We start from the raw sequence: 18,370 nt of genomic DNA on the forward strand, positions 1-18,370 counted from the left end.
TGCCTAGTGGGCTGCTGCGCGTCGCAGCCGGCTGAGGTTGTCCAGCATCAGGCCACGACGCCCCTGCGGGCGCACCAGGCCGTCGCGCACGAAGCGCGACAGCACGCGCGAGAAGGTCTCCGGCGTGAGGTTGAGCTGGGCCGCGATCGTCTGCTTGTCGGATGCCAGGCGGATTTCGGCATGCTCGGCGCCCTGTGGCGCGAGCTGCGCCAGATACTGGGCGACGCGCTGGGTGCTGCTCAGCTGGATACAGAGCTGCATGTGCAGCATCATCTCGTAGCTGGCGGCCGCGAGCCGGGTGGTCATGGCCTCGCCGAAGCTGGGTACGGCGACCATCGCCTCGCGCACCAGCGCGATGGGCACGTGCAGCAGGCGGGTGTTGCGTGCAGCCTGGGCCATCGCCATTGCGGGGCGGCCGAGCAGGGCGGCCTCCTCGCCGAAGGTGTCACCGGGGCCGGCGATGCGGATCAGCTTTTCGCTGCCCGACGGTGCGAGAAGGAGGCATTTCACTTCGCCGTCGAGCACCACGTGCATGCAGGTGGCCGTATCCTGGGCCTGGATGAGAATCTCGCCACGCTCGGCACGCACCAGACGGGACGCTGCGACCAGGCGATGCAGGCGTGGGTCGTCGAGTAGATCGAAGGGAGCGATCTGGCTCAGGCTCGGGATGCTGGGAGGGGTTTTTTCTCGTTTCATCGTTCGCTCCTGCGTGCTGCGCCGGTTGTCAGCGTGACCGAACTGGAGTCTAGACAGGGCGGAGGCGGGGTCAAAGGCGCCGCGCGCGTGCAAGGTGGCGTTGAGATACCTCTAAGGAGGTATTCAGACTTCTTGCAAGTGCTTGTAAACAATCGACAATGCGATGAAGATTCGTGTCGATCGGGCCGTTGCAGGTATAAAGGAGTAGGCCGACAGCGACCCCCGTCGGCCGCTGGAGACCAAGGATGAAGTTCGCGATGCCGCGCCTGCTCGTCAGGCATTCGATCCTGTTGCTGGTTGCGCTCGCCATGCTCGCGCTCGCGCTGATCAGTCTGGCCGGCATGAGCGCATCGGTGATGGTCGCCGAGAGCGTGCAGGGTAGTGCCAGTGCGATCAACCATGCCGGCGGCCTGCGCCGGCTGACCTATCGCGTGGCCGGATTGGTGGCGGCCGACGCGCTCAGCGGGCCGCTGTCGCCGCGGCGGGTCGAGGCCGCGATCGAGGATTTCGAGCGTGCCCTGGGACATCCCGAACTGCAGCGCATCGTGCAGCGCAACCCCGGCGGACTGTTCGCCGCCACCTACCGCGGTGTCGAGTCGTCGTGGAGCCAGAGCCTGAAGCCGAGCCTGAAGCGCATGGTGCGCGACGCGCCATCGACGTCGCCCGCGCAGATCGAGGACTTGCTCACCAATGTGGACCGTTTCGTGGATCAGCTCGACACGCTGGTCTTCGTGCTCGAGCAGGATACCGAGGCCCGCATCGAGGACCTGCGAGAGATCCTCGCCGGGGCGATCGTCGCCACGCTGGTGGTGATCTTCCTGGCCCTCGTGGTCCTGCGTCATACGCTGCTCAAGCCGCTGAGCCGGCTGCTTGCGGCGACGCGGGCGATTGCCCGCGGCGACTATTCGGCCCGGGTGGCGCACGTCGGCCATGACGAACTCGGCCGTGTCGGCGCCACCTTCAACCTGATGGCGGGGGAGATCTCGCGCCAGTACCAGACCCTCGAGCAGCGCGTGGCCGAGAAGACTGCGGAGCTGCAGCGCAGCAACCGCTCGCTGGAGCTGCTGTACCACGCCATCGCCCGCTTGTATCAGACGCCGACCGAGCCGGCCGTGTACGAAGCGACGCTGCGCGACATCGACCGCGTCGCCGGCCTGCAAGGCAGTTTCGCCTGCATCGAGCCGCGTCAGGAGGGGCCGGCGACGGTGATTGCGTCGACCCTCGGCCCGTGTGTCGATCGTGTTGCGCGCGGCGACGAGGCCTGTGTGGAATGCAGGTCGGTTTCCGTGGCCGGGGCGGAGCACCGTGGCGGCCAGCAGTTGCTGCGCTTCCCGTTGCGCGATCGCGAGCACCACTACGGCATGCTGCGCCTCGCCCTGCCTGCCGGCGAAGCGCTCGAGGACTGGCAGCGCCAGCTGGTCGAAGCCCTGTCGCGCCACATCGGCATGGCGCTCGGTGCGGCCCGGCGTAGCGAACAGGAACGCCTGCTGGCCTTGCAGGAAGAACGCTCCGTGATCGCGCGCGAGCTGCATGATTCGCTGGCGCAGGCGCTGTCCTACATGAAGATCCAGATGAGCCTGCTGCAGCGCGCCCTGGCGGATCCCGCACGCCTCGCCGAAGCGGGCACGATCCTGGCCGATCTGCGCACCGGGGTGAACGACGCCTATCGCCAGTTGCGCGAACTCCTGGTCTCCTTCCGTCTCGAGCTGTCGGGCGACCTGGGCTCGCTGCTGCGTACCGCGGTGGCGGAGTACCGCGAGCGCGGTGGTGTCGACATCACGCTTGAGATCCGGCTGGCCGATTGCAGCCTGACGCCGAACCAGGAAGTCCACGTGCTGCAGATCGTGCGCGAGGCGCTGTCGAACATGCTGCGTCATGCGATGGCGCGTCACGCGCGCGTGGTCCTGACGTGTGACGAGGCCTGGCGGGTGACGATCACGGTCGAGGACGATGGCGTGGGCATCGATGACGGGCCGGTGGATGGCCGCGACCATCACGGCTTGTCCATCATGCGCGAACGGACCCGCAGTCTTGGGGGCGAGATCGAGATCACCCGGCGCGGAGAGGGGGGCACCCGTGTCAGCGTGAGCTTCCAGGCCGTTCACACCCTGCCGGCGCTCGCGGCCGACGCATTCACTGAAGAAGGACGCCATTGATGAACGACACGCCGCTCGAGTCCGTACTGATCGTCGATGACCATCCGCTGTTCCGCAAGGGATTGGCGCAGCTGCTGCAGACCGTTCCGGCCTTCCGCCTCGTCGGCGAGGCGACCGGCGGCGCCGAGGGCGTCGAGATGGCGCGCTCGCTGCAGCCCGACCTGGTGCTGCTCGACCTCAACATGCGTGACATGAGTGGGCTCGAGGTGCTGCGCCAGCTGCGCCAGATGCGGCCGGAGCCGCGGGTGGTGATGATCACGGTGTCGGACCAGGGCGAGGATGTGGTCGCGGCGCTGCGCGGCGGCGTCGACGGCTACCTGCTCAAGGACATGGAGCCCGAGGCGATGGTGGCGGCGCTCGCGGACGTCGCGGCAGGCCGGGTGGTGATCCCGCCCGAGCTCAACCGGCTGCTCGCCGCGGCCCTGCGCAGCGAAGTCCGGCCGCAGTCCGCGGACGCTGCAGGCCTGACCGAGCAGGAGCAGCGCATCCTCGACAAGATCGCCGCCGGCCTGTCGAACAAGATGATCGGACGCGAGCTCAACATCGCCGAGGGCACGGTCAAGGTCCACGTCAAGCACATCCTGCGCAAGCTCAACCTGCGTTCGCGGGTCGAAGCCGCCGTATGGGCGGTGGAACGCCCGCGAGGCTGACCCGGGCAGTTTTCCGCACGGCTTCGTCAGTCCGCGCAAGGCCTCGCCAGCTGCCTTGGCGCGCCAGCGTGCCGCTTCCGTCCTTGATCGCGGTCAATGACCGGGTTGGGGGCATGGGATTCAATGGGCGGCGTATAGATGGGTTCAGGGGCTCTTGTGGAATCGGCATCACCTTCTCGTCGGGGCTTTCTGCGCGGCAGGGTCCGTGCGGCAGCGCCCGCCCCGCGTCCGCCTTGGGCGCGGGAGGAGCGCGATTTCATCTCGTCCTGCACCCGCTGCGATGCCTGTATCGACGCCTGTCCGACCGCCATCCTGGTCCGGGCCGACGGCGGGTTCCCCGCGGTCGACTTCTCGCGCGGCGAATGCACCTTCTGTGGCGACTGTGTGACGCATTGCGCGCCGCGCGCCCTGCTGCGCCCTGCGGAAGGCGATGCACCCTGGTCCTTTAAGGCGAGCATCGGTCAGGCCTGTCTCGCGGCGGCGGGCGTGGAGTGCCGTGTCTGCGGCGAGACCTGCCCCGCGGGCGCGATCCGCTTCCGCCCGCGCATCGGCGGTGTGGCGCTGCCGCAACTTGAGGCCGAAGCCTGCACCGGCTGCGGCGCCTGCTTTGCGCCCTGCCCGACGCGGGCCATCGTGGTGCAGGCGCCGGTTGAATGCGATGTTCCGACGGAGAGCGAACAATGAAGATTGCAAGTCTGGTTCTGCGGGCCCTGCCCGCGGATTTCCCGGAGATCAAGGAAGCGCTGGCGCGCATCCCGGGGGTCGAGATTCATGGCTCCTCGGACGAAGTGGGTCGCATCGTGGTCACCGTGGAGGATGGCGAGGGCTGGTCGGTCACCGACTCGATCCTCGCGGTCAACCTCGCGCCCAAGGTGCAGGCGGTGACGCTGGCTTACGAATACACCGATGACGGTCTCGAATTGACGGAGGCATGAAATGAGCATGAATCGACGCGAATTCATCAAGAACAATGCGGTCGCCGCAGCCGCTGCAACGGCCGGCATCGGCATTCCCGTGGTCACGCAGGCGCAAGGCAACGGCGCGGCCAGCGCCGGCACCAAGGTGCGCTGGGACAAGGCGGCCTGTCGTTTCTGCGGCACCGGCTGCTCGGTGCTGGTCGGCGTGCAGAACGGCCGCATCGTCGCCACCCAGGGCGATCCGGACTCGCCGGTCAACCGCGGCCTGAACTGCATCAAGGGCTACTTCCTGTCCAAGATCATGTACGGCGAGGATCGCCTGACCAAGCCGCTGCTGCGGATGAAGAACGGCAAGTACGACAAGAACGGCGAGTTCACGCCGATCTCGTGGGACCAGGCCTTCGACATCATGGAAGAGAAGTGGAAGAAGGCGATCAAGGAGCACGGCCCCGACTCCATCGCCATGTTCGGCTCCGGCCAGTGGACGATCTGGGAAGGCTATGCCGCCTCCAAGCTCTACAAGGCCGGCTTCCGCACCAACAACATCGACCCGAACGCGCGCCACTGCATGGCCTCGGCCGTGGCTGGCTTCATGCGCACCTTCGGCATCGACGAGCCGATGGGCTGCTACGACGACATCGAGAACGCCGACACCTTCGTGCTGTGGGGCTCGAACATGGCGGAGATGCACCCCATCCTGTGGAGCCGCATCACCGACCGTCGCCTGTCCAAGGAAGGCTGCCAGGTCCACGTGCTGTCGACCTTCGAGCATCGTTCGTACGAGCTCGCCGACAACCCGATGATCTTCGTGCCGAACACCGACCTCGCGATCCTGAACTACATCTGCAACTACATCATCCAGACCAAGCGCGTTAACACCGACTTCGTCAATCGCAACGTCAAGTTCAAGATGGGCGAGACGGACATCGGCTTCGGCCTGCGTCCGAACCACGTGCTCGAAGCCAAGGCCACCAGCAACGGCTATCCCGGCGCCGACGGCAAGCCCAAGGGCGACACCGGTGCGGCCAAGGACATCAGCTTCGACGAGTTCGCCAAGTTCGTGTCCGAGTACACGGTCGAGAAGGTGTCCAAGCTGTCGGGCGTGCCCGAGGACCGCCTGAAGAAGATGGCCGAGCAGTACGCCGATCCGAGCCGCAAGGTCGTGTCGTTCTGGACCATGGGCTTCAACCAGCACACCCGTGGCACCTGGGTGAACAACATGATCTACAACGTCCACCTGCTGGTGGGCAAGATCTCCGAGCCCGGCAACAGCCCGTTCTCGCTGACCGGCCAGCCGTCCGCATGCGGCACGGCGCGCGAGGTGGGCACCTTCGCCCACCGCCTGCCGGCCGACATGGTCGTCACCAACCCGATGCACCGCGCCCTGACCGAGCAGATCTGGCAACTGCCGGAGGGCACGATTCCGGCCAAGATCGGCCTGCACGCCGTGGCGCAGAGCCGCGCGCTGAAGGACGGCAAGGTCAAGTGCTACTGGACCACGACCACCAACAACATGCAGGCGGGACCGAACGTCAATGACGAGATCTACCCGGGCTGGCGCAATCCGGAAGCCTTCGTCGTGGTCTCCGACGTCTATCCGACCGTGTCGGCCCTGTCGGCCGACCTGATCCTGCCGTCGGCGATGTGGGCCGAGAAGGAAGGCGCCTTCGGCAACGCCGAGCGCCGCACCCAGTTCTGGCGCCAGCAGGTGGCCGCACCGGGCGAGGCCAAGTCCGACCTGTGGCAGTACATCCAGTTCGCCAAGCGCTTCAAGGTCGAGGACGTGTGGCCGGCCGAGCTGATCGCGAAGAAGCCGGAGTACAAGGGCAAGACCCTGTACGACGTGCTCTACGCCAACGGCCAGGTGAACAAGTACCCGCTTGCCGACGTGGAGACGGCCAACGCCCACGCCTGGAAGGGTTACATGAACGACGAGTCGAAGGAACTCGGCTACTACCTGCAGAAGGGGCTGTTCGAGGAGTACGCCGCCTTCGGTCGTGACCACGGCCACGATCTGGCGAACTTCGACGTCTATCACAAGGCGCGCGGCCTGCGCTGGCCGGTGGTCGACAACAAGGAAACCCTGTGGCGCTTCCGCGAGGGCTACGACCCGTACGTGAAGGCGGGCGAGGGCGTGAAGTTCTACGGTCACAAGGACAACAAGGCGGTCGTGTTCGCGCTGCCCTACCAGGATCCGCCCGAGATGCCGGACGCCGAGTTCGACATGTGGCTGTGCACCGGTCGCGTGCTGGAGCACTGGCACACCGGCTCGATGACGCGCCGCGTGCCCGAGCTGCACCGCTCGGTGCCCGAAGCCCAGGTCTTCATGCACCCGGACGACGCGCAGAAGCGCGGCCTGCAGCGCGGCATGGCGGTCAAGGTGTCGTCGCGGCGCGGCGAGATCGTTGCCCGCCTCGAGACTCGCGGCCGCAACAAGCCGCCGGTCGGCCTGATCTTCGTGCCCTTCTTCGACGAAGGCCGGCTGGTGAACAAGCTCACGCTCGACGCCACCTGCCCGATCTCGAAAGAGACCGACTACAAGAAGTGCGCGGTCAAGGTGGTCAAGGCCTGATCGACAGGAGGCGTGAGCCCGGCGCCCCGCCGACCGGGGGGACGGCCCCGGGCGCAGGCTCACGACGAACATGAACGACATCGTGAAACCGACCGGACGTACCGCAGCCCGCGCACCGTCGCCGCGTCGCCGCTTCCTGAAGGATGCGGCGGGCGTCGCCGGCGGCGCGGGCCTGCTCGCGCTCGGAGCCGGGATGTACGCGAAGCAGGCGTCGGCGCTGCCGGCCACTGCCATCCGTCCGCCCGGCGCGCTCCCCGAACACGACTTCCTGGCGGCCTGCGTGCGCTGCGGCTTGTGCGTGCGCGACTGCCCCTACGACACGCTGAAGCTGGGCGAACTCGGCGACAGCGTGGCGACGGGCACGCCGTACTTCGAAGCGCGCAAGATCCCCTGTGAAATGTGCGAGGACATCCCCTGCGTGGTCGCCTGTCCGACCGGTGCGCTCGATCGCGGGCTCACCGACATCGGCAAGGCGAAGATGGGGCTGGCCGTGCTCATCGACCAGGAGAACTGCCTCAACTTCCTCGGTCTGCGTTGCGACGTGTGCTACCGCGTGTGCCCGGTCATCGACAAGGCGATCACGCTCGAACGCATGCACAACCCGCGCTCCGACCGCCATGCCATGCTGCTGCCGACGGTGCATTCGGAGCACTGCACCGGCTGCGGCAAGTGCGAGAAGGCCTGCGTACTGCCCGGCGAGTCGGCGATCAAGGTGCTGCCGATCAAGCTGGCGCAAGGCTCCAAGGCCGAGCACTACCTGCGCGGCTGGGAAGAGAAGGAGGCGGCCGGCGGCTCGCTGATCGGCGACCAGGTCGAACTGCCCGTTCGCGGCCTCGAGGACAAGGCCTACGGCGACACCCGCGTCAAGCCGGGTGACGGTCCGCAGGGTCCGGACACCAGGCCGGCCCAGCCCGCCGGCAGCGGTCTCGATTCGGGGTGGAAGCCATGAGCGCGCAGACGACGACCGGCGGTGTGCCGGAGCGCAAGGTTCCGCCCACTAGCGTGCGCGGCGCAGCGATGCGTGGCGTGGTGGCGCGCCCCGGGCAGGAGGCGATCGAGGCCAAGGGCTGGCTGCGGGCGCACAAGTGGCTGCTGCTGCGGCGCGCCTCGCAACTGGGCATCCTGGCGCTGTTCCTTGTCGGGCCGTGGCTCGGGTGGTGGATCGTGAAGGGCAACCTGTCGTCCAGCCTGACGCTGGGCGTGCTGCCCCTGACCGATCCCTTCCTGATCGCACAGCAGCTTGCGGCGGGGCGGTGGCCCTACCGCGAGGCCTTGCTGGGTGGCGGTATCGTGCTGGCCTTCTATCTCCTGCTCGGCGGGCGGCTGTTCTGCTCGTGGGTATGCCCGGTGAACCTCGTCACTGACGCCGCTGCTTGGCTGCGCCGGCGTCTGGGTTTGAAGGGCGGCAAGGCACCGGTGGGCAGCACGCGCTACTGGCTGCTGGGTTTCGTGCTGGTGACTGCAGTGGCGACCGGTTCGTTGGCATGGGAGTGGGTGAACCCGGTGTCGATGTTCCACCGCGGGCTGATCTTCGGTTTCGGCCTCGCCTGGGGCATCGTCGGTGGCATCTTCTTCTACGACCTGCTGATCGCACCGCGCGGCTGGTGTGGCCACCTGTGTCCGCAGGGTGCTTTCTACGCGTTGCTCGGCCGCGCTTCGGTGGTCAAGGTGTCGGCGGACAGGCGGAGCGCCTGCAACGACTGTATGGACTGCTTCGCGGTGTGCCCCGAGCCCCAGGTCATCCGACCTGCACTGAAGGGCGTGGGGCAGGACCACCCCCTCATTCTGGATGCCGACTGCACCACCTGCGGACGCTGCGTGGATGTGTGCGGCAAGGACGTTTTCCGTATTACGACCCGATTCAACAGGAGCGAGTCAAAATGAAAAAACAGACACGAAATCTGGTGCTCGCGCTCGTCGCCGCAATCGGCTTCGGCGCCGTGGTACCGCCGTCGGCGATGGCCCAGGCCGTCAAGAGCATCCGTGGCGCCGACGTCGCAGAGCAGGAGCTGCAGGTCGGCAACTACAAGCCGATTCCGGACCAGGCGCCGATCGAGCGCGACTACGTGCAGCAGCCGCCGCTGATTCCGCACAAGGTCGAAGGCTATGAAGTCACGATGAACTTCAACAAGTGCATGGATTGTCACGCCTGGAGCCGCTACAAGGAGTCGGGCGCGACCAAGGTCAGCCTGACGCACTTCAAGGACCGCGATGGTGGGGAGTTGTCGAACATCTCGCCGCGCCGCTATTTCTGCATGCAGTGCCACGTGCCGCAGACCGACGCCAAGCCGCTGGTGGAAAACAAGTTCCAGCGCGCGGAAGGCCTGCGCTGAGGCTTCAATAAACGGGGATCGTCATGACCGACAACAACAAGAGCCTGATTCAGCGCATACGCGGCGCAGGCTGGGGCGCCATCGTGCTGCTCGTCGCTTTGGGCGTGATCTTCTGGGGTGGCTTCAACTGGGCCCTGGAGATGACCAACACCGAGAAGTTCTGCATTTCCTGCCACGAGATGGAGGAAAACGTCTTCAAGGAGTACCGCAACACCATCCATTACCAGAACCGCACCGGTGTGCGCGCGACCTGCCCGGACTGCCACGTACCCAAGGAGTGGGGGCCGAAGATGATCCGCAAGATCAAGGCCTCGCGGGAGCTCTACGGCAAGGTGATGGGCACCATCAGCACGCCGGAGAAGTTCGCCCAGGAGCGTCCGCGCCTCGCGCAGAACGAATGGAACCGCATGAAGGCGAACAACTCGCAGGAGTGCCGCAACTGCCACAACTACGAGTATTTCGACTACTCGGTGCAGGGCCGTCGCTCGAACCAGATGCACCAGGCCGGCTTCGCCGAAGGCAAGACCTGCATCGATTGCCACAAGGGCATCGCGCACTCGCTGCCGCCGGTCAAGCAGGACATCGGCGTCGATCGCGGCGGTGTCGCCCCCGAGGTGATGCACCCGCCGGTGCAGAAGCAGTAAGGACGCCGGCCGGACGGCTGACCGTCCCGGTTCGCGCAACCGGCCCCGCCATCTGCCCACGGGTGGAGCGGGGCCGGTGTCGTTCCGCGCGTCCGGGATGGCGCCGGCCTGACCCCTGTGGTTCAATCGCGCCCATGCTCGAAGTTGAAGATCTCGCCTGCCTGAAGGGCGATCGCCTGTTGTTCCGCGACCTCGCCCTCCGCCTGCAGGCGGGAGAGCTGCTGCGCATCGCCGGCCCCAATGGCGTCGGCAAGACGAGCCTGCTGCGCCTGGTCACCGGCCTGGCGCTGCCCGAGGCCGGCGAGATCCGCTGGCGCGGCGAGTCGATCCGGCGCGAGCGCGAGGCCTTTCATCGCGAACTGCTCTATCTCGGCCACGCACCGGCCATCAACGATCTGCTGAGCCCGCTCGAGAACCTGCGCTTCGCCTGTGCCGCCGCAGGCGACGAGGTCGATGCCGAAACCTGCATGCAGGCGCTGGTGCGCATCGGTCTCGAGAACCAGCTCGATCTGCCGGCGCGCGTGTTGTCGCAGGGCCAGCGCCGCCGTGTGAGCCTCGCCCGCTTGTTCCTGTCCGGGCGACGGGCGCTGTGGGTGCTGGACGAACCCTTCACCGCACTCGACGTGAAGGCCGTCGCCGACTTGGCGCAGGCCTTGTCCGACCACTGCGCCGCGGGTGGCATGGTGATGCTGACCACCCATCAGGACGCGCCCTTCGCGCTCACGCCGCGGGTGCTCGACGTCGGAGCCTATGCATGCTGAGCACCTTCCTCGCCGTGTTGCGTCGCGACCTGCTGCTGGCCTGGCGCGGGCGCGCCGACGTGCTGGTCACGCTGGCCTTCTTCGTCATCGTCGTCTGCCTGTTCCCCTTCGGCGTTGGCGCCGAGCCCAACCAGTTGCGCGCGATCGCGCCCGGCGTGCTGTGGGTCGCGGCGCTGCTCGCCTGCCTGCTGTCGCTGCACAGACTGTTCGCCCAGGACTACGCCGACGGAACCCTGGAGCAGCTTCTCCTGTCTAGCGAACCGGCTGCACTGTGGGTGACGGCCAAGGTGCTGGCCTTCTGGCTCAGTACCGGGCTGCCCGTGGTGGCGGTTGCGCCTGGCCTGGCGCTGCTGCTTGACCTTGAACAAGGCGCCTTGCCGGTGCTGGTTTTAAGTTTGGCGCTGGGTACGCCGATCCTCGGCTTGCTGGGGGCGGTGGGCGCGGCGCTGACGCTGGGCCTGCGTGGCGGCGGCATGTTGCTGGCATTGCTTGTGCTGCCGCTGTTCGTGCCGGTGCTGATCTTCGGGGCAGGTGCGGTCGAGGCCGAGATGTCGGGCGCCGGCGCTGCAGCGCACCTGCTGCTGCTGGGCGGTGGTCTGGCTGGTGCGCTGGCGCTGGCACCGTGGGCGTGTGCTGCAGCCTTGCGCATCACGACTGATTGAAGAATGAACCCTTGGCCGGCGCGAGTGCAGCCGGCCCAATGTAGAGACGACGAGTAGCCCACGCATGAATGCTCCCGAGCGCAGCCGCAGCCTTTTCCGCTTCGCCGCCCCGAACAACTTCTATCCGCTGGCAGGTCGCCTTGCGCCCTGGTTTGCCGCCGCAGCGCTGGTCCTGACGCTGGCCGGCCTGTGGCTCGGCTTCTTCGTTGCGCCGACCGATGCCACGCAGGGCCAGGTCTATCGCGTCATCTTCATCCACGTGCCGGCGGCCTGGATGTCGATGTTCATCTACCTGGTCATGGCCTTCTGGTCGGCGGTCGGTCTGGTCATGAACACCCGCCTGTCCTTCGTCATGAGCCAGGCGCTGGCACCGACTGGCGCGATGTTCTGCTTCGTCGCGCTGTGGACCGGCGCCCTGTGGGGCAAGCCCACCTGGGGGGCCTACTGGGTGTGGGACGCGCGCCTGACCTCGCAACTGTTGCTGCTCTTCCTCTATTTCGGCTTCATCGCGCTCACGCGTGCGATCGAGGATCCGCGCCGCGCCGATCGGGCCGGTGCCATCATCGCCCTGGTGGGTGCGGTCAATGTGCCGATCATCTATTTTTCGGTGCAATGGTGGAACACCCTGCACCAGGGCGCCTCGGTCAGCCTGACCAAGGCGCCGTCGATGGCGACGACCATGCTCGCCGGCATGCTGGTGATGGCGATTGCGGCATGGATGTACACGATTGCGGTGGTGCTGTGGCGCGCGCGGTCGATGATTCTCGAGCGCGAGCGGCACACCGAGTGGGTTGGCGCGGTGCTCGAGCATGAGGCGCAGCTCAAGGGAGGACGTGCCTGATGGCGCAGTGGGAAAGCTGGTCCGCATTCTGGGACATGGGCGGCGCGGCCTTTTTCGTGTGGGGCAGCTACGGCGTGACCTTCGCGCTGATGGCGCTGGAACTCGTGCTGGTGTTGCGGCGTCGGAAGGACACGGTCACGCGGCTGCTGCGCTGGCGGCGTGCGGTTGGCAAGGATTCAGCAAGGAAGACCGGCGCGTCCGTGCCGGTCATGGAGTCGGAAACATGAAAGCCCGTAGCAAACGTCTGATGCTCGTCGGCGGCGGGGTGGCCCTGCTCGTCGCGGCGGTCGCCCTAGTGCTGAGCGCCTTCCAGCAGAACCTGGTGTTCTTCCACACGCCCAGCGAGGTCGCCGAAGGCAAGGCGCCGACCGGTAAGACCTTCCGCGTCGGCGGCATGGTCGAGGAGGGCTCGATCAAGCGCGAGGCCGACGGTCTGACCGTCAGCTTCGCCATCACGGACACGGCCAAGGTGATCCCGGTGAGCTATCGTGGCACGCTGCCCGACCTGTTCAAGGAGGGCAAGGGCGCGGTGGTGCAGGGCAAGCTCGAGGCCGACGGCACCTTCCGCGCCACCGAGGTGCTCGCTAAGCACGACGAGAACTACATGCCGCCGGAAGCGGCGCATGCGGTGGAACAGGCCAGCAAGGCCGCAGCAACCGTGAGCCAGTGACATGATCCCCGAACTCGGACATTTCGCCCTCGTCCTCGCGCTGGTGCTTGCCCTGGTGCAGGCCGTGGTGCCGATGGTGGGCGCCAGCCGCAACCGCTTCGCCCTGATGGCCGTCGGTCGCCCGGCGGCGCAGGGGCAGTTCTTCTTCATCCTGGTCAGCTACGTCTGCCTGACCTGGGCCTTCATCCAGAGCGATTTCTCGGTGCAGCTCGCGGCCAGCAACTCGCACAGCGCCACGCCGCTGATGTACAAGATCACCGGCGTGTGGGGCAACCACGAAGGCTCCCTGCTGCTGTGGGCGATGTCGCTGTCGTTGTGGACGGTGGCCGTCACGGTGTTCTCGCGCCACCTGCCCGAGGCCTTCGTCGCCCGCGTGCTGGGCGTGCTGGGCTGGGTCAGCGTCGGTTTCCTGTCCTTCCTGCTCGTCACCTCCAACCCTTTCGACCGCCTGCTGCCGGCGGTGGGCGAGGGCCGAGACCTGAACCCGCTGCTGCAGGACCCGGGCATGATCATCCACCCGCCGTTGCTCTACATGGGCTACGTGGGCTTCTCGGTCGCCTTTGCCTTCGCCATCGCGGCGCTGCTCACCGGTCGCCTCGACGCCGCCTGGGCGCGCTGGTCGCGTCCCTGGACCACGGTGGCCTGGGTGTTCCTCACCGCCGGCATTGCGGTCGGTTCGGGCTGGGCCTACTACGAGCTGGGCTGGGGCGGCTGGTGGTTCTGGGACCCGGTCGAGAACGCTTCCTTCATGCCCTGGCTGCTCGGCACCGCGCTGATGCACTCGCTCGCCGTCACCGAGAAGCGCGGCGCCTTCCGCAGCTGGACGGTGCTGCTGGCGATCTCGGCCTTCTCGCTGTCGCTGCTCGGCACCTTCATCGTGCGCTCGGGCGTCATCACCAGCGTGCATGCCTTCGCCACCGATCCCAAGCGCGGCCTGTTCATCCTGGCGCTGCTGGTCATCGTGATCGGCGTGTCGCTGCTGCTGTATGCGTGGCGCGCGCCCAAGCTCGGCGGTGGCGGCAGCTTCAGCCTGGTGTCGCGCGAGACCTCGCTGCTGGGCAACAACGTGCTGCTGTCGGTGGCCTCGGCCTCGGTGCTGCTGGGCACGATGTATCCGCTGTTCCTCGACGCGCTGGGCATGGGAAAGATCTCCGTCGGCCCGCCGTACTTCGAGGCGGTGTTCATCCCGCTGATGACGCCGGTCGTGGTGCTGATGATGTTCGGACCCTTCCTGCGCTGGAAGGATGACGACCTCTCCGCCGCGGTGCGCAAGGTCGCGCCCGCCTTCATCGCCAGCGTGCTGATCGGCCTGGGTACGGCCTATGCTGTCGATCACGTCACCTGGCGCACGGTGCTGGGCCTGGCGCTGGCCGCCTGGGTGGTGCTGGCCAGCATCCAGCTGCTGGCCGGTCGTATCACCGAGCGCGCGGGCGCCGGCATGGGGGCGCGCCTGCGCGCGATCACCGCGTCGTGGTGGGGCATGTGGCTGGCCCACCTTGGGGTGGGCGTCTTCATCATCGGCGTGACGCTGGTGGGCAGCCTGGATGCCAACCTCGACGTGAAGATGCAGAACGGCCAGCGCGCCGAACTGGCCGGCTACACCTTCACCTTCCGCGGCGTGCAGGATGCCGACGGTCCCAACTACGACGCCGCGCGCGCCACCATCGACGTGACCCGCGACGGCCGCGCCATCGCCACGCTGACGCCCGAGAAGCGCATGTATCTTGCACAGGGCATGCCGATGACCGAAGCCTCGATCGACATCGGTGCGTTCCGCGACGTGTATGTGTCGCTCGGCGAGCAGATCGAGGACGGCACCTGGATCGTCAGCCTGTACTACAGACCCTTCATCAGCTGGATCTGGCTGGGCTGCACCCTGATGGGCCTGGGTGGCGTGTTCGCTGCTGCCGATCGTCGTTACCGTCGTCTGGCCGCGCGCGACGCGACGGTGGCGGCCAACCAGCGCGTCGCCTGAGCGCGCGAAAGTCCTCACATGAAAGCGAAATTCCTCGTTCCCCTGCTCCTCTTCATCGGCCTGGCGGGCTTCCTAGCCTTCGGCCTCACCCTCAACCCGCGCGAGGTGCCTTCGCCGCTGATCGACAAGCCCGCGCCCAACTTCAGCCTCGCCCGGCTCGATGATCCCGCCAGACCGTTCGCGCTGGAGGAGATGAAAGGCCAGGTCTGGCTGCTCAACGTGTGGGCGTCGTGGTGCGTGGCCTGCCGCCAGGAGCATCCGCTGCTGGTGCAGATGGCCCGCCAGAAGATCGTGCCGGTGGTCGGCCTCAACTACAAGGAAGTGCGCGGTGACGGCGCGATCAACGCGCGCGGCATGGCGCTGGAGGCCGAGACGGCGATGGCCATCGAGCGTGCCCGCCGCTGGCTCACCGATCATGGCGACCCCTACGTGCTGTCGGTGCTCGACATCGATGGCCGCGTCGGCATCGATTTCGGCGTGTATGGCGTGCCCGAGACCTTCCTGATCGATGCCGAGGGCCGCATCCGCTACAAGCACATCGGCCCGATCACGCCGGAAAGCCTGCAGCAGGTGATCCTGCCCAAGATCGAGGAGGTCCGCCGTGCCGGTTGAGCGTTTCCCCAGGGCGCTGCGCGCACTGGCGCTGGCGGCGCTGCTCGGCGCCGCACTGCCGGCGATGGCACAGCAGCCGGCAGCCGATCCCGGCATGGCGCCGGCGGTGGCACCCGACCCGCAGCTCGAGGCCGACGTGATGGAGCTGTCGCACAAGCTGCGCTGCCTGGTGTGCCAGAACCAGTCCATCGCCGAATCCAATGCACCGCTGGCCCTCGACCTGCGCGACCAGGTGCGCGAGCAGCTCGCCAGCGGCCGCAGCAAGGACGACGTGGTCGATTACCTCGTTGCCCGTTACGGCGACTTCGTGCTCTACGAGCCGCCCTTCAAGGCCACCACCCTGCTGCTGTGGGGCGGACCGGTGCTGCTGCTGGTGGGCGGTGCGGGCTGGCTGGCCTACCGCCTGCGCCGCCGTGCGAGCGAACTCGCCGCCGCAGGCCACCTGAGCGAGGCCGAGCGCCAGCGCGCGCGCGAACTGCTCGCCGGTGCCGCCCAGCCTTCTTCTGAATCTCCGGAGTCCCGTTCGTGACCGCCTTCATCTTCTTTGCCGGCCTGCTGCTGGCCGGTGCCCTGCTTTGGATCCTGCCGCCGCTGTTCGGCGCTGCCGGGCGTGCGCAGCGCGAACAGGCGGCGCAGAGCAGCATGGCGCTGACCGTGTTGCGCGAGCAGCTGGCTGAACTGGACGCCGAGCTGGCCGCGGGTCGCATCGACGCCGCCAGTCATGCCCAGAGCCGGGAGGAACTCGAGCGCCGCGCGCTGGAGGAAGGCGAGGCGGCGGCCGAGCGCGCCCAAACGGCCGATGCGCGCCCCGAGCGGCGCTGGGCGCTCGGCCTCGGGCTGAGCGTGCCGGTGCTGGCGGTTGCGGGCTATCTGGTGTTCGGCACGCCGGCGGGGCTCGACCCCGCCAATGTCGCTGGCCAGCAGGGCTTCTCGCCGGAAGAGATCGCCGACATGGTGGGCAAGCTCGAAGCGCGCCTGCAGCAGGAGCCCGACAACGTCGAAGGCTGGATGATGCTGGCACGCTCCTATCTGGTGCTGGAGGACTACCCGAAGGCGGCGGCGACCTACGAGAAGCTGGCCAAGCTCGCGCCCGAGGAGCCCGACGTCTATGCCGACTGGGCCGACGTGGTGGCTGCCATGAAGGGCACCGTGGTCGGCGAAGCCGAGGAGCTGCTGCAGAAGGCCCTGGCGATTGCGCCCGAACATCCCAAGGCGCTCGCGCTGGCCGGCACCGCCGCCTACCAGCGTGAGGACTACGCTGCCGCGGCCGCGCACTGGGAGAAGATCCTTGCGCGTATCCCGCCGGGCGAGGACGTGGCGCGCGGCATCCGCGCCAGCATCAACGACGCCCGCGCCAAGGCGGGCATGGCGCCGCTGGACGAAGCCGCGGCCGCACCGGCGGCGACCGCAACCCTGAAGCTGTCCGGCCGTCTGGAGGTCGATCCGGCCCTGGTCGAGCGGCTGTCCCCCGACGATGCGGTGTTCGTGTTCGCCCGCGGCGAGGCAGGCGGCCCGCCGCTGGCGGCGCTGCGCTTCAAGGGCAGCGAGCTGCCACGCGATTTCAGCTTCGAGGGCGCAAGCCTGATGATGGGCGACGCCGTGTTGCCCGAGCGTGTCATCGTTGGCGCCCGGGTGTCCAAGGGCGGCGATGCCATGGCGCGCAGCGGCGACCTGGAAGGCCTGAGCGGACCCGTTGCCACCGACGCCAGCGGCGTCAGCCTGCGTATCGACCGCGTGCGCGAATAAGGCGCAGGCGCGTCGCGAGGATCCGGCGGGCCGCGATGCACGCCCGGTTCGTCAGCCGATATAGTTGAAGCGCACCCGCTTCACGTTGCACAACAGTTCGTAGGCGATCGTGCCCGCCGCTGTCGCGATGTGGTTGACGGGCACCTGCCGTCCCCACAGTTCCACCCGGCTGCCGAGGCCGGCGTCCGGATGCCCGGTGAGGTCGATGGTCAGCATGTCCATCGACACGCGCCCGATGAGACGTCCCGGCCGGCCGTCGATCGCCACCGGCGTGCCGTCCGGGACGACGCGCGGATAACCATCGGCGTAGCCCATTGCGACCAGGCCCACGCGCGTGCGGCGCTCGGCGACGAAGCGTGCGCCATAGCCGAGCGGTTCGCCGGCGTCGATCTCGCGCACTGCCATCACCGCGCTCTCCAGCGTCATCACCGGCTGCAGGCCATTGCCTTCGCCCGGCATCGGGTCGGCGCCGTAAAGCAGGATGCCGGGACGCGCCCAGTCGCCGCGTGCCTGCGGCCAGCCGAGGATGGCGCCCGAATTGGCCAGGCTGCGGCTGCCGGGCAGCCCGGCGGTGGCGGCCTTGAACCGTTCCACCTGGGCGGGCGTGGCGATGACCTCCGGCTCGTCGGCACGGGCGAAGTGCGTCATCAGCGTGATGTCGGCGACCTTTCCGCTTGCCTGAAGACGCCGCCAGGCTTCGGCGACCGCATCGCCGACGAAGCCGGCGCGGTTCATGCCGCTGTTGACCTTCAGCCACACGTTCAGTGGCCGCGCGAGCGGCGTCGTCTCGATCATGCGCAGCTGCGCCTCGTGATGCACGACGATCCACAGCGCGTGGCGAACCACCGCGTCCAGCTCCGTGGCATCGAACACCCCTTCGAGCAGCAGGATCGGATGGGTGATGCCGGCTTCGCGCAGTTCCAGCGCTTCCCCGAGGAAGGCGACGGCGAAACCGTCGGCTTCGTCGGCCAGCGCCTGGGCGCAGCGCACGGCGCCGTGGCCATAGGCATTGGCCTTGACCACGGCGAGGGCGCGGGCGCCATGGCGGGCGCGCGCGAGATGGTAGTTGTGCCGCAGCGCGGCAAGATCGATCAGGGCGCGGGCAGGACGCATCGTGAGGTTCCGGCAGGGGCGA

General features: G+C 67.7%; 20 protein-coding genes. 18 read left to right on the forward strand and 2 right to left on the reverse strand.

The features are described from left to right. Positions 1-3 precede the first annotated feature (3 nt). Positions 4-696 carry a Crp/Fnr family transcriptional regulator gene (locus tag C664_RS08595; protein WP_004257661.1) on the reverse strand — a complete coding sequence of 231 codons (693 nt, stop codon included), beginning with the start codon at positions 694-696 and terminating at the stop codon, positions 4-6. 245 nt (positions 697-941) lie between these two features. Between C664_RS08595 and C664_RS08600 the strand changes: the two genes are divergently transcribed. The 18 genes from C664_RS08600 (at position 942) to ccmI (ending at position 17,235) form a co-directional block, all read left to right on the forward strand. Then, positions 942-2,852: a histidine kinase gene (locus tag C664_RS08600; RefSeq protein ID WP_004257666.1), complete on the forward strand. Its 1,911-nt coding sequence runs from the start codon at positions 942-944 to the stop codon at positions 2,850-2,852. After that, positions 2,852-3,502 carry a two-component system response regulator NarL gene (narL, locus tag C664_RS08605; protein ID WP_004257670.1) on the forward strand — a complete coding sequence of 217 codons (651 nt, stop codon included), beginning with the start codon at positions 2,852-2,854 and terminating at the stop codon, positions 3,500-3,502. The genes C664_RS08600 and narL overlap by 1 nt, the downstream gene beginning before the upstream one ends. Before the next feature lie 156 nt (positions 3,503-3,658). Continuing rightward, positions 3,659-4,186, forward strand: coding sequence for a ferredoxin-type protein NapF (gene napF, locus C664_RS08610; protein ID WP_004257673.1), 528 nt, complete (start codon positions 3,659-3,661; stop codon positions 4,184-4,186). After that, positions 4,183-4,437: a chaperone NapD gene (locus C664_RS08615; RefSeq protein WP_004257677.1), complete on the forward strand. Its 255-nt coding sequence runs from the start codon at positions 4,183-4,185 to the stop codon at positions 4,435-4,437. The genes napF and C664_RS08615 overlap by 4 nt, the downstream gene beginning before the upstream one ends. Before the next feature lies 1 nt (position 4,438). Beyond that, positions 4,439-6,991, forward strand: coding sequence for a nitrate reductase catalytic subunit NapA (gene napA, locus C664_RS08620; protein ID WP_004257681.1), 2,553 nt, complete (start codon positions 4,439-4,441; stop codon positions 6,989-6,991). 70 nt (positions 6,992-7,061) lie between these two features. Continuing rightward, on the forward strand, positions 7,062-7,940 hold the full coding sequence (gene napG, locus C664_RS08625; protein ID WP_004257685.1) for a ferredoxin-type protein NapG: 879 nt from the start codon (positions 7,062-7,064) through the stop codon (positions 7,938-7,940). After that, positions 7,937-8,875 carry a quinol dehydrogenase ferredoxin subunit NapH gene (napH, locus tag C664_RS08630; RefSeq protein ID WP_004257689.1) on the forward strand — a complete coding sequence of 313 codons (939 nt, stop codon included), beginning with the start codon at positions 7,937-7,939 and terminating at the stop codon, positions 8,873-8,875. Before napG ends, napH begins: the two co-directional genes overlap by 4 nt. Beyond that, on the forward strand, positions 8,872-9,324 hold the full coding sequence (locus C664_RS08635; RefSeq protein ID WP_004257694.1) for a nitrate reductase cytochrome c-type subunit: 453 nt from the start codon (positions 8,872-8,874) through the stop codon (positions 9,322-9,324). Before napH ends, C664_RS08635 begins: the two co-directional genes overlap by 4 nt. Before the next feature lie 23 nt (positions 9,325-9,347). After that, the gene (locus tag C664_RS08640; RefSeq protein ID WP_004257698.1) at positions 9,348-9,968 is read left to right on the forward strand and encodes a NapC/NirT family cytochrome c; all 621 of its coding nucleotides are present in this window, start codon (positions 9,348-9,350) and stop codon (positions 9,966-9,968) included. 134 nt (positions 9,969-10,102) lie between these two features. Continuing rightward, positions 10,103-10,729, forward strand: coding sequence for a cytochrome c biogenesis heme-transporting ATPase CcmA (gene ccmA / locus C664_RS08645; RefSeq protein WP_004257702.1), 627 nt, complete (start codon positions 10,103-10,105; stop codon positions 10,727-10,729). Then, entirely contained in the window at positions 10,723-11,391 is a 669-nt protein-coding gene (gene ccmB / locus C664_RS08650; RefSeq protein WP_004257705.1) for a heme exporter protein CcmB, read from the forward strand. Before ccmA ends, ccmB begins: the two co-directional genes overlap by 7 nt. A gap of 64 nt (positions 11,392-11,455) precedes the next feature. Further along, positions 11,456-12,232, forward strand: coding sequence for a heme ABC transporter permease CcmC (ccmC, locus tag C664_RS08655; protein ID WP_004257709.1), 777 nt, complete (start codon positions 11,456-11,458; stop codon positions 12,230-12,232). Further along, positions 12,232-12,459, forward strand: coding sequence for a heme exporter protein CcmD (gene ccmD, locus C664_RS08660; protein WP_004257713.1), 228 nt, complete (start codon positions 12,232-12,234; stop codon positions 12,457-12,459). The genes ccmC and ccmD overlap by 1 nt, the downstream gene beginning before the upstream one ends. Beyond that, positions 12,456-12,902, forward strand: coding sequence for a cytochrome c maturation protein CcmE (gene ccmE, locus C664_RS08665; protein WP_038011318.1), 447 nt, complete (start codon positions 12,456-12,458; stop codon positions 12,900-12,902). The genes ccmD and ccmE overlap by 4 nt, the downstream gene beginning before the upstream one ends. Before the next feature lies 1 nt (position 12,903). Further along, entirely contained in the window at positions 12,904-14,877 is a 1,974-nt protein-coding gene (locus C664_RS08670) for a heme lyase CcmF/NrfE family subunit (RefSeq protein ID WP_004257722.1), read from the forward strand. Between the two features lie 18 nt (positions 14,878-14,895). Then, positions 14,896-15,489 (forward strand): DsbE family thiol:disulfide interchange protein, encoded by a 594-nt coding sequence (locus tag C664_RS08675; protein ID WP_004257726.1) that lies wholly within the window; start codon positions 14,896-14,898, stop codon positions 15,487-15,489. Continuing rightward, a complete protein-coding gene (locus C664_RS08680) occupies positions 15,479-16,018 on the forward strand; it encodes a cytochrome c-type biogenesis protein (protein ID WP_004257728.1) in 540 nt (179 codons plus the stop codon). The genes C664_RS08675 and C664_RS08680 overlap by 11 nt, the downstream gene beginning before the upstream one ends. Next, the gene (gene ccmI / locus C664_RS08685; RefSeq protein ID WP_004257731.1) at positions 16,015-17,235 is read left to right on the forward strand and encodes a c-type cytochrome biogenesis protein CcmI; all 1,221 of its coding nucleotides are present in this window, start codon (positions 16,015-16,017) and stop codon (positions 17,233-17,235) included. The genes C664_RS08680 and ccmI overlap by 4 nt, the downstream gene beginning before the upstream one ends. A gap of 51 nt (positions 17,236-17,286) precedes the next feature. Here ccmI and alr read toward each other — a convergent pair whose 3' ends face one another. Beyond that, complete coding sequence (alr, locus tag C664_RS08690) at positions 17,287-18,348, reverse strand: alanine racemase (RefSeq protein WP_004257734.1); 1,062 nt, start codon at positions 18,346-18,348, stop codon at positions 17,287-17,289. Positions 18,349-18,370 lie beyond the last annotated feature (22 nt).

The organism is Thauera sp. 63, assembly GCF_000310165.2.
GTDB classification, from domain to species: Bacteria; Pseudomonadota; Gammaproteobacteria; order Burkholderiales; family Rhodocyclaceae; genus Thauera; species Thauera humireducens.

Excerpts from the sequence above, each read along its gene's own strand:
- C664_RS08595 (WP_004257661.1), bottom strand. The coding sequence starts at position 696 with ATGAAACGAGAAAAAACCCCTCCCAGCATCCCGAGCCTGAGCCAGATC.
- C664_RS08600 (WP_004257666.1), top strand. The coding sequence starts at position 942 with ATGAAGTTCGCGATGCCGCGCCTGCTCGTCAGGCATTCGATCCTGTTG.
- narL (WP_004257670.1), top strand. The coding sequence starts at position 2,852 with ATGAACGACACGCCGCTCGAGTCCGTACTGATCGTCGATGACCATCCG.
- C664_RS08615 (WP_004257677.1), top strand. The coding sequence starts at position 4,183 with ATGAAGATTGCAAGTCTGGTTCTGCGGGCCCTGCCCGCGGATTTCCCG.
- napA (WP_004257681.1), top strand. The coding sequence starts at position 4,439 with ATGAGCATGAATCGACGCGAATTCATCAAGAACAATGCGGTCGCCGCA.
- napG (WP_004257685.1), top strand. The coding sequence starts at position 7,062 with ATGAACGACATCGTGAAACCGACCGGACGTACCGCAGCCCGCGCACCG.
- napH (WP_004257689.1), top strand. The coding sequence starts at position 7,937 with ATGAGCGCGCAGACGACGACCGGCGGTGTGCCGGAGCGCAAGGTTCCG.
- C664_RS08635 (WP_004257694.1), top strand. The coding sequence starts at position 8,872 with ATGAAAAAACAGACACGAAATCTGGTGCTCGCGCTCGTCGCCGCAATC.
- C664_RS08640 (WP_004257698.1), top strand. The coding sequence starts at position 9,348 with ATGACCGACAACAACAAGAGCCTGATTCAGCGCATACGCGGCGCAGGC.
- ccmA (WP_004257702.1), top strand. The coding sequence starts at position 10,103 with ATGCTCGAAGTTGAAGATCTCGCCTGCCTGAAGGGCGATCGCCTGTTG.
- ccmB (WP_004257705.1), top strand. The coding sequence starts at position 10,723 with ATGCTGAGCACCTTCCTCGCCGTGTTGCGTCGCGACCTGCTGCTGGCC.
- ccmC (WP_004257709.1), top strand. The coding sequence starts at position 11,456 with ATGAATGCTCCCGAGCGCAGCCGCAGCCTTTTCCGCTTCGCCGCCCCG.
- ccmD (WP_004257713.1), top strand. The coding sequence starts at position 12,232 with ATGGCGCAGTGGGAAAGCTGGTCCGCATTCTGGGACATGGGCGGCGCG.
- ccmE (WP_038011318.1), top strand. The coding sequence starts at position 12,456 with ATGAAAGCCCGTAGCAAACGTCTGATGCTCGTCGGCGGCGGGGTGGCC.
- C664_RS08670 (WP_004257722.1), top strand. The coding sequence starts at position 12,904 with ATGATCCCCGAACTCGGACATTTCGCCCTCGTCCTCGCGCTGGTGCTT.
- C664_RS08675 (WP_004257726.1), top strand. The coding sequence starts at position 14,896 with ATGAAAGCGAAATTCCTCGTTCCCCTGCTCCTCTTCATCGGCCTGGCG.
- alr (WP_004257734.1), bottom strand. The coding sequence starts at position 18,348 with ATGCGTCCTGCCCGCGCCCTGATCGATCTTGCCGCGCTGCGGCACAAC.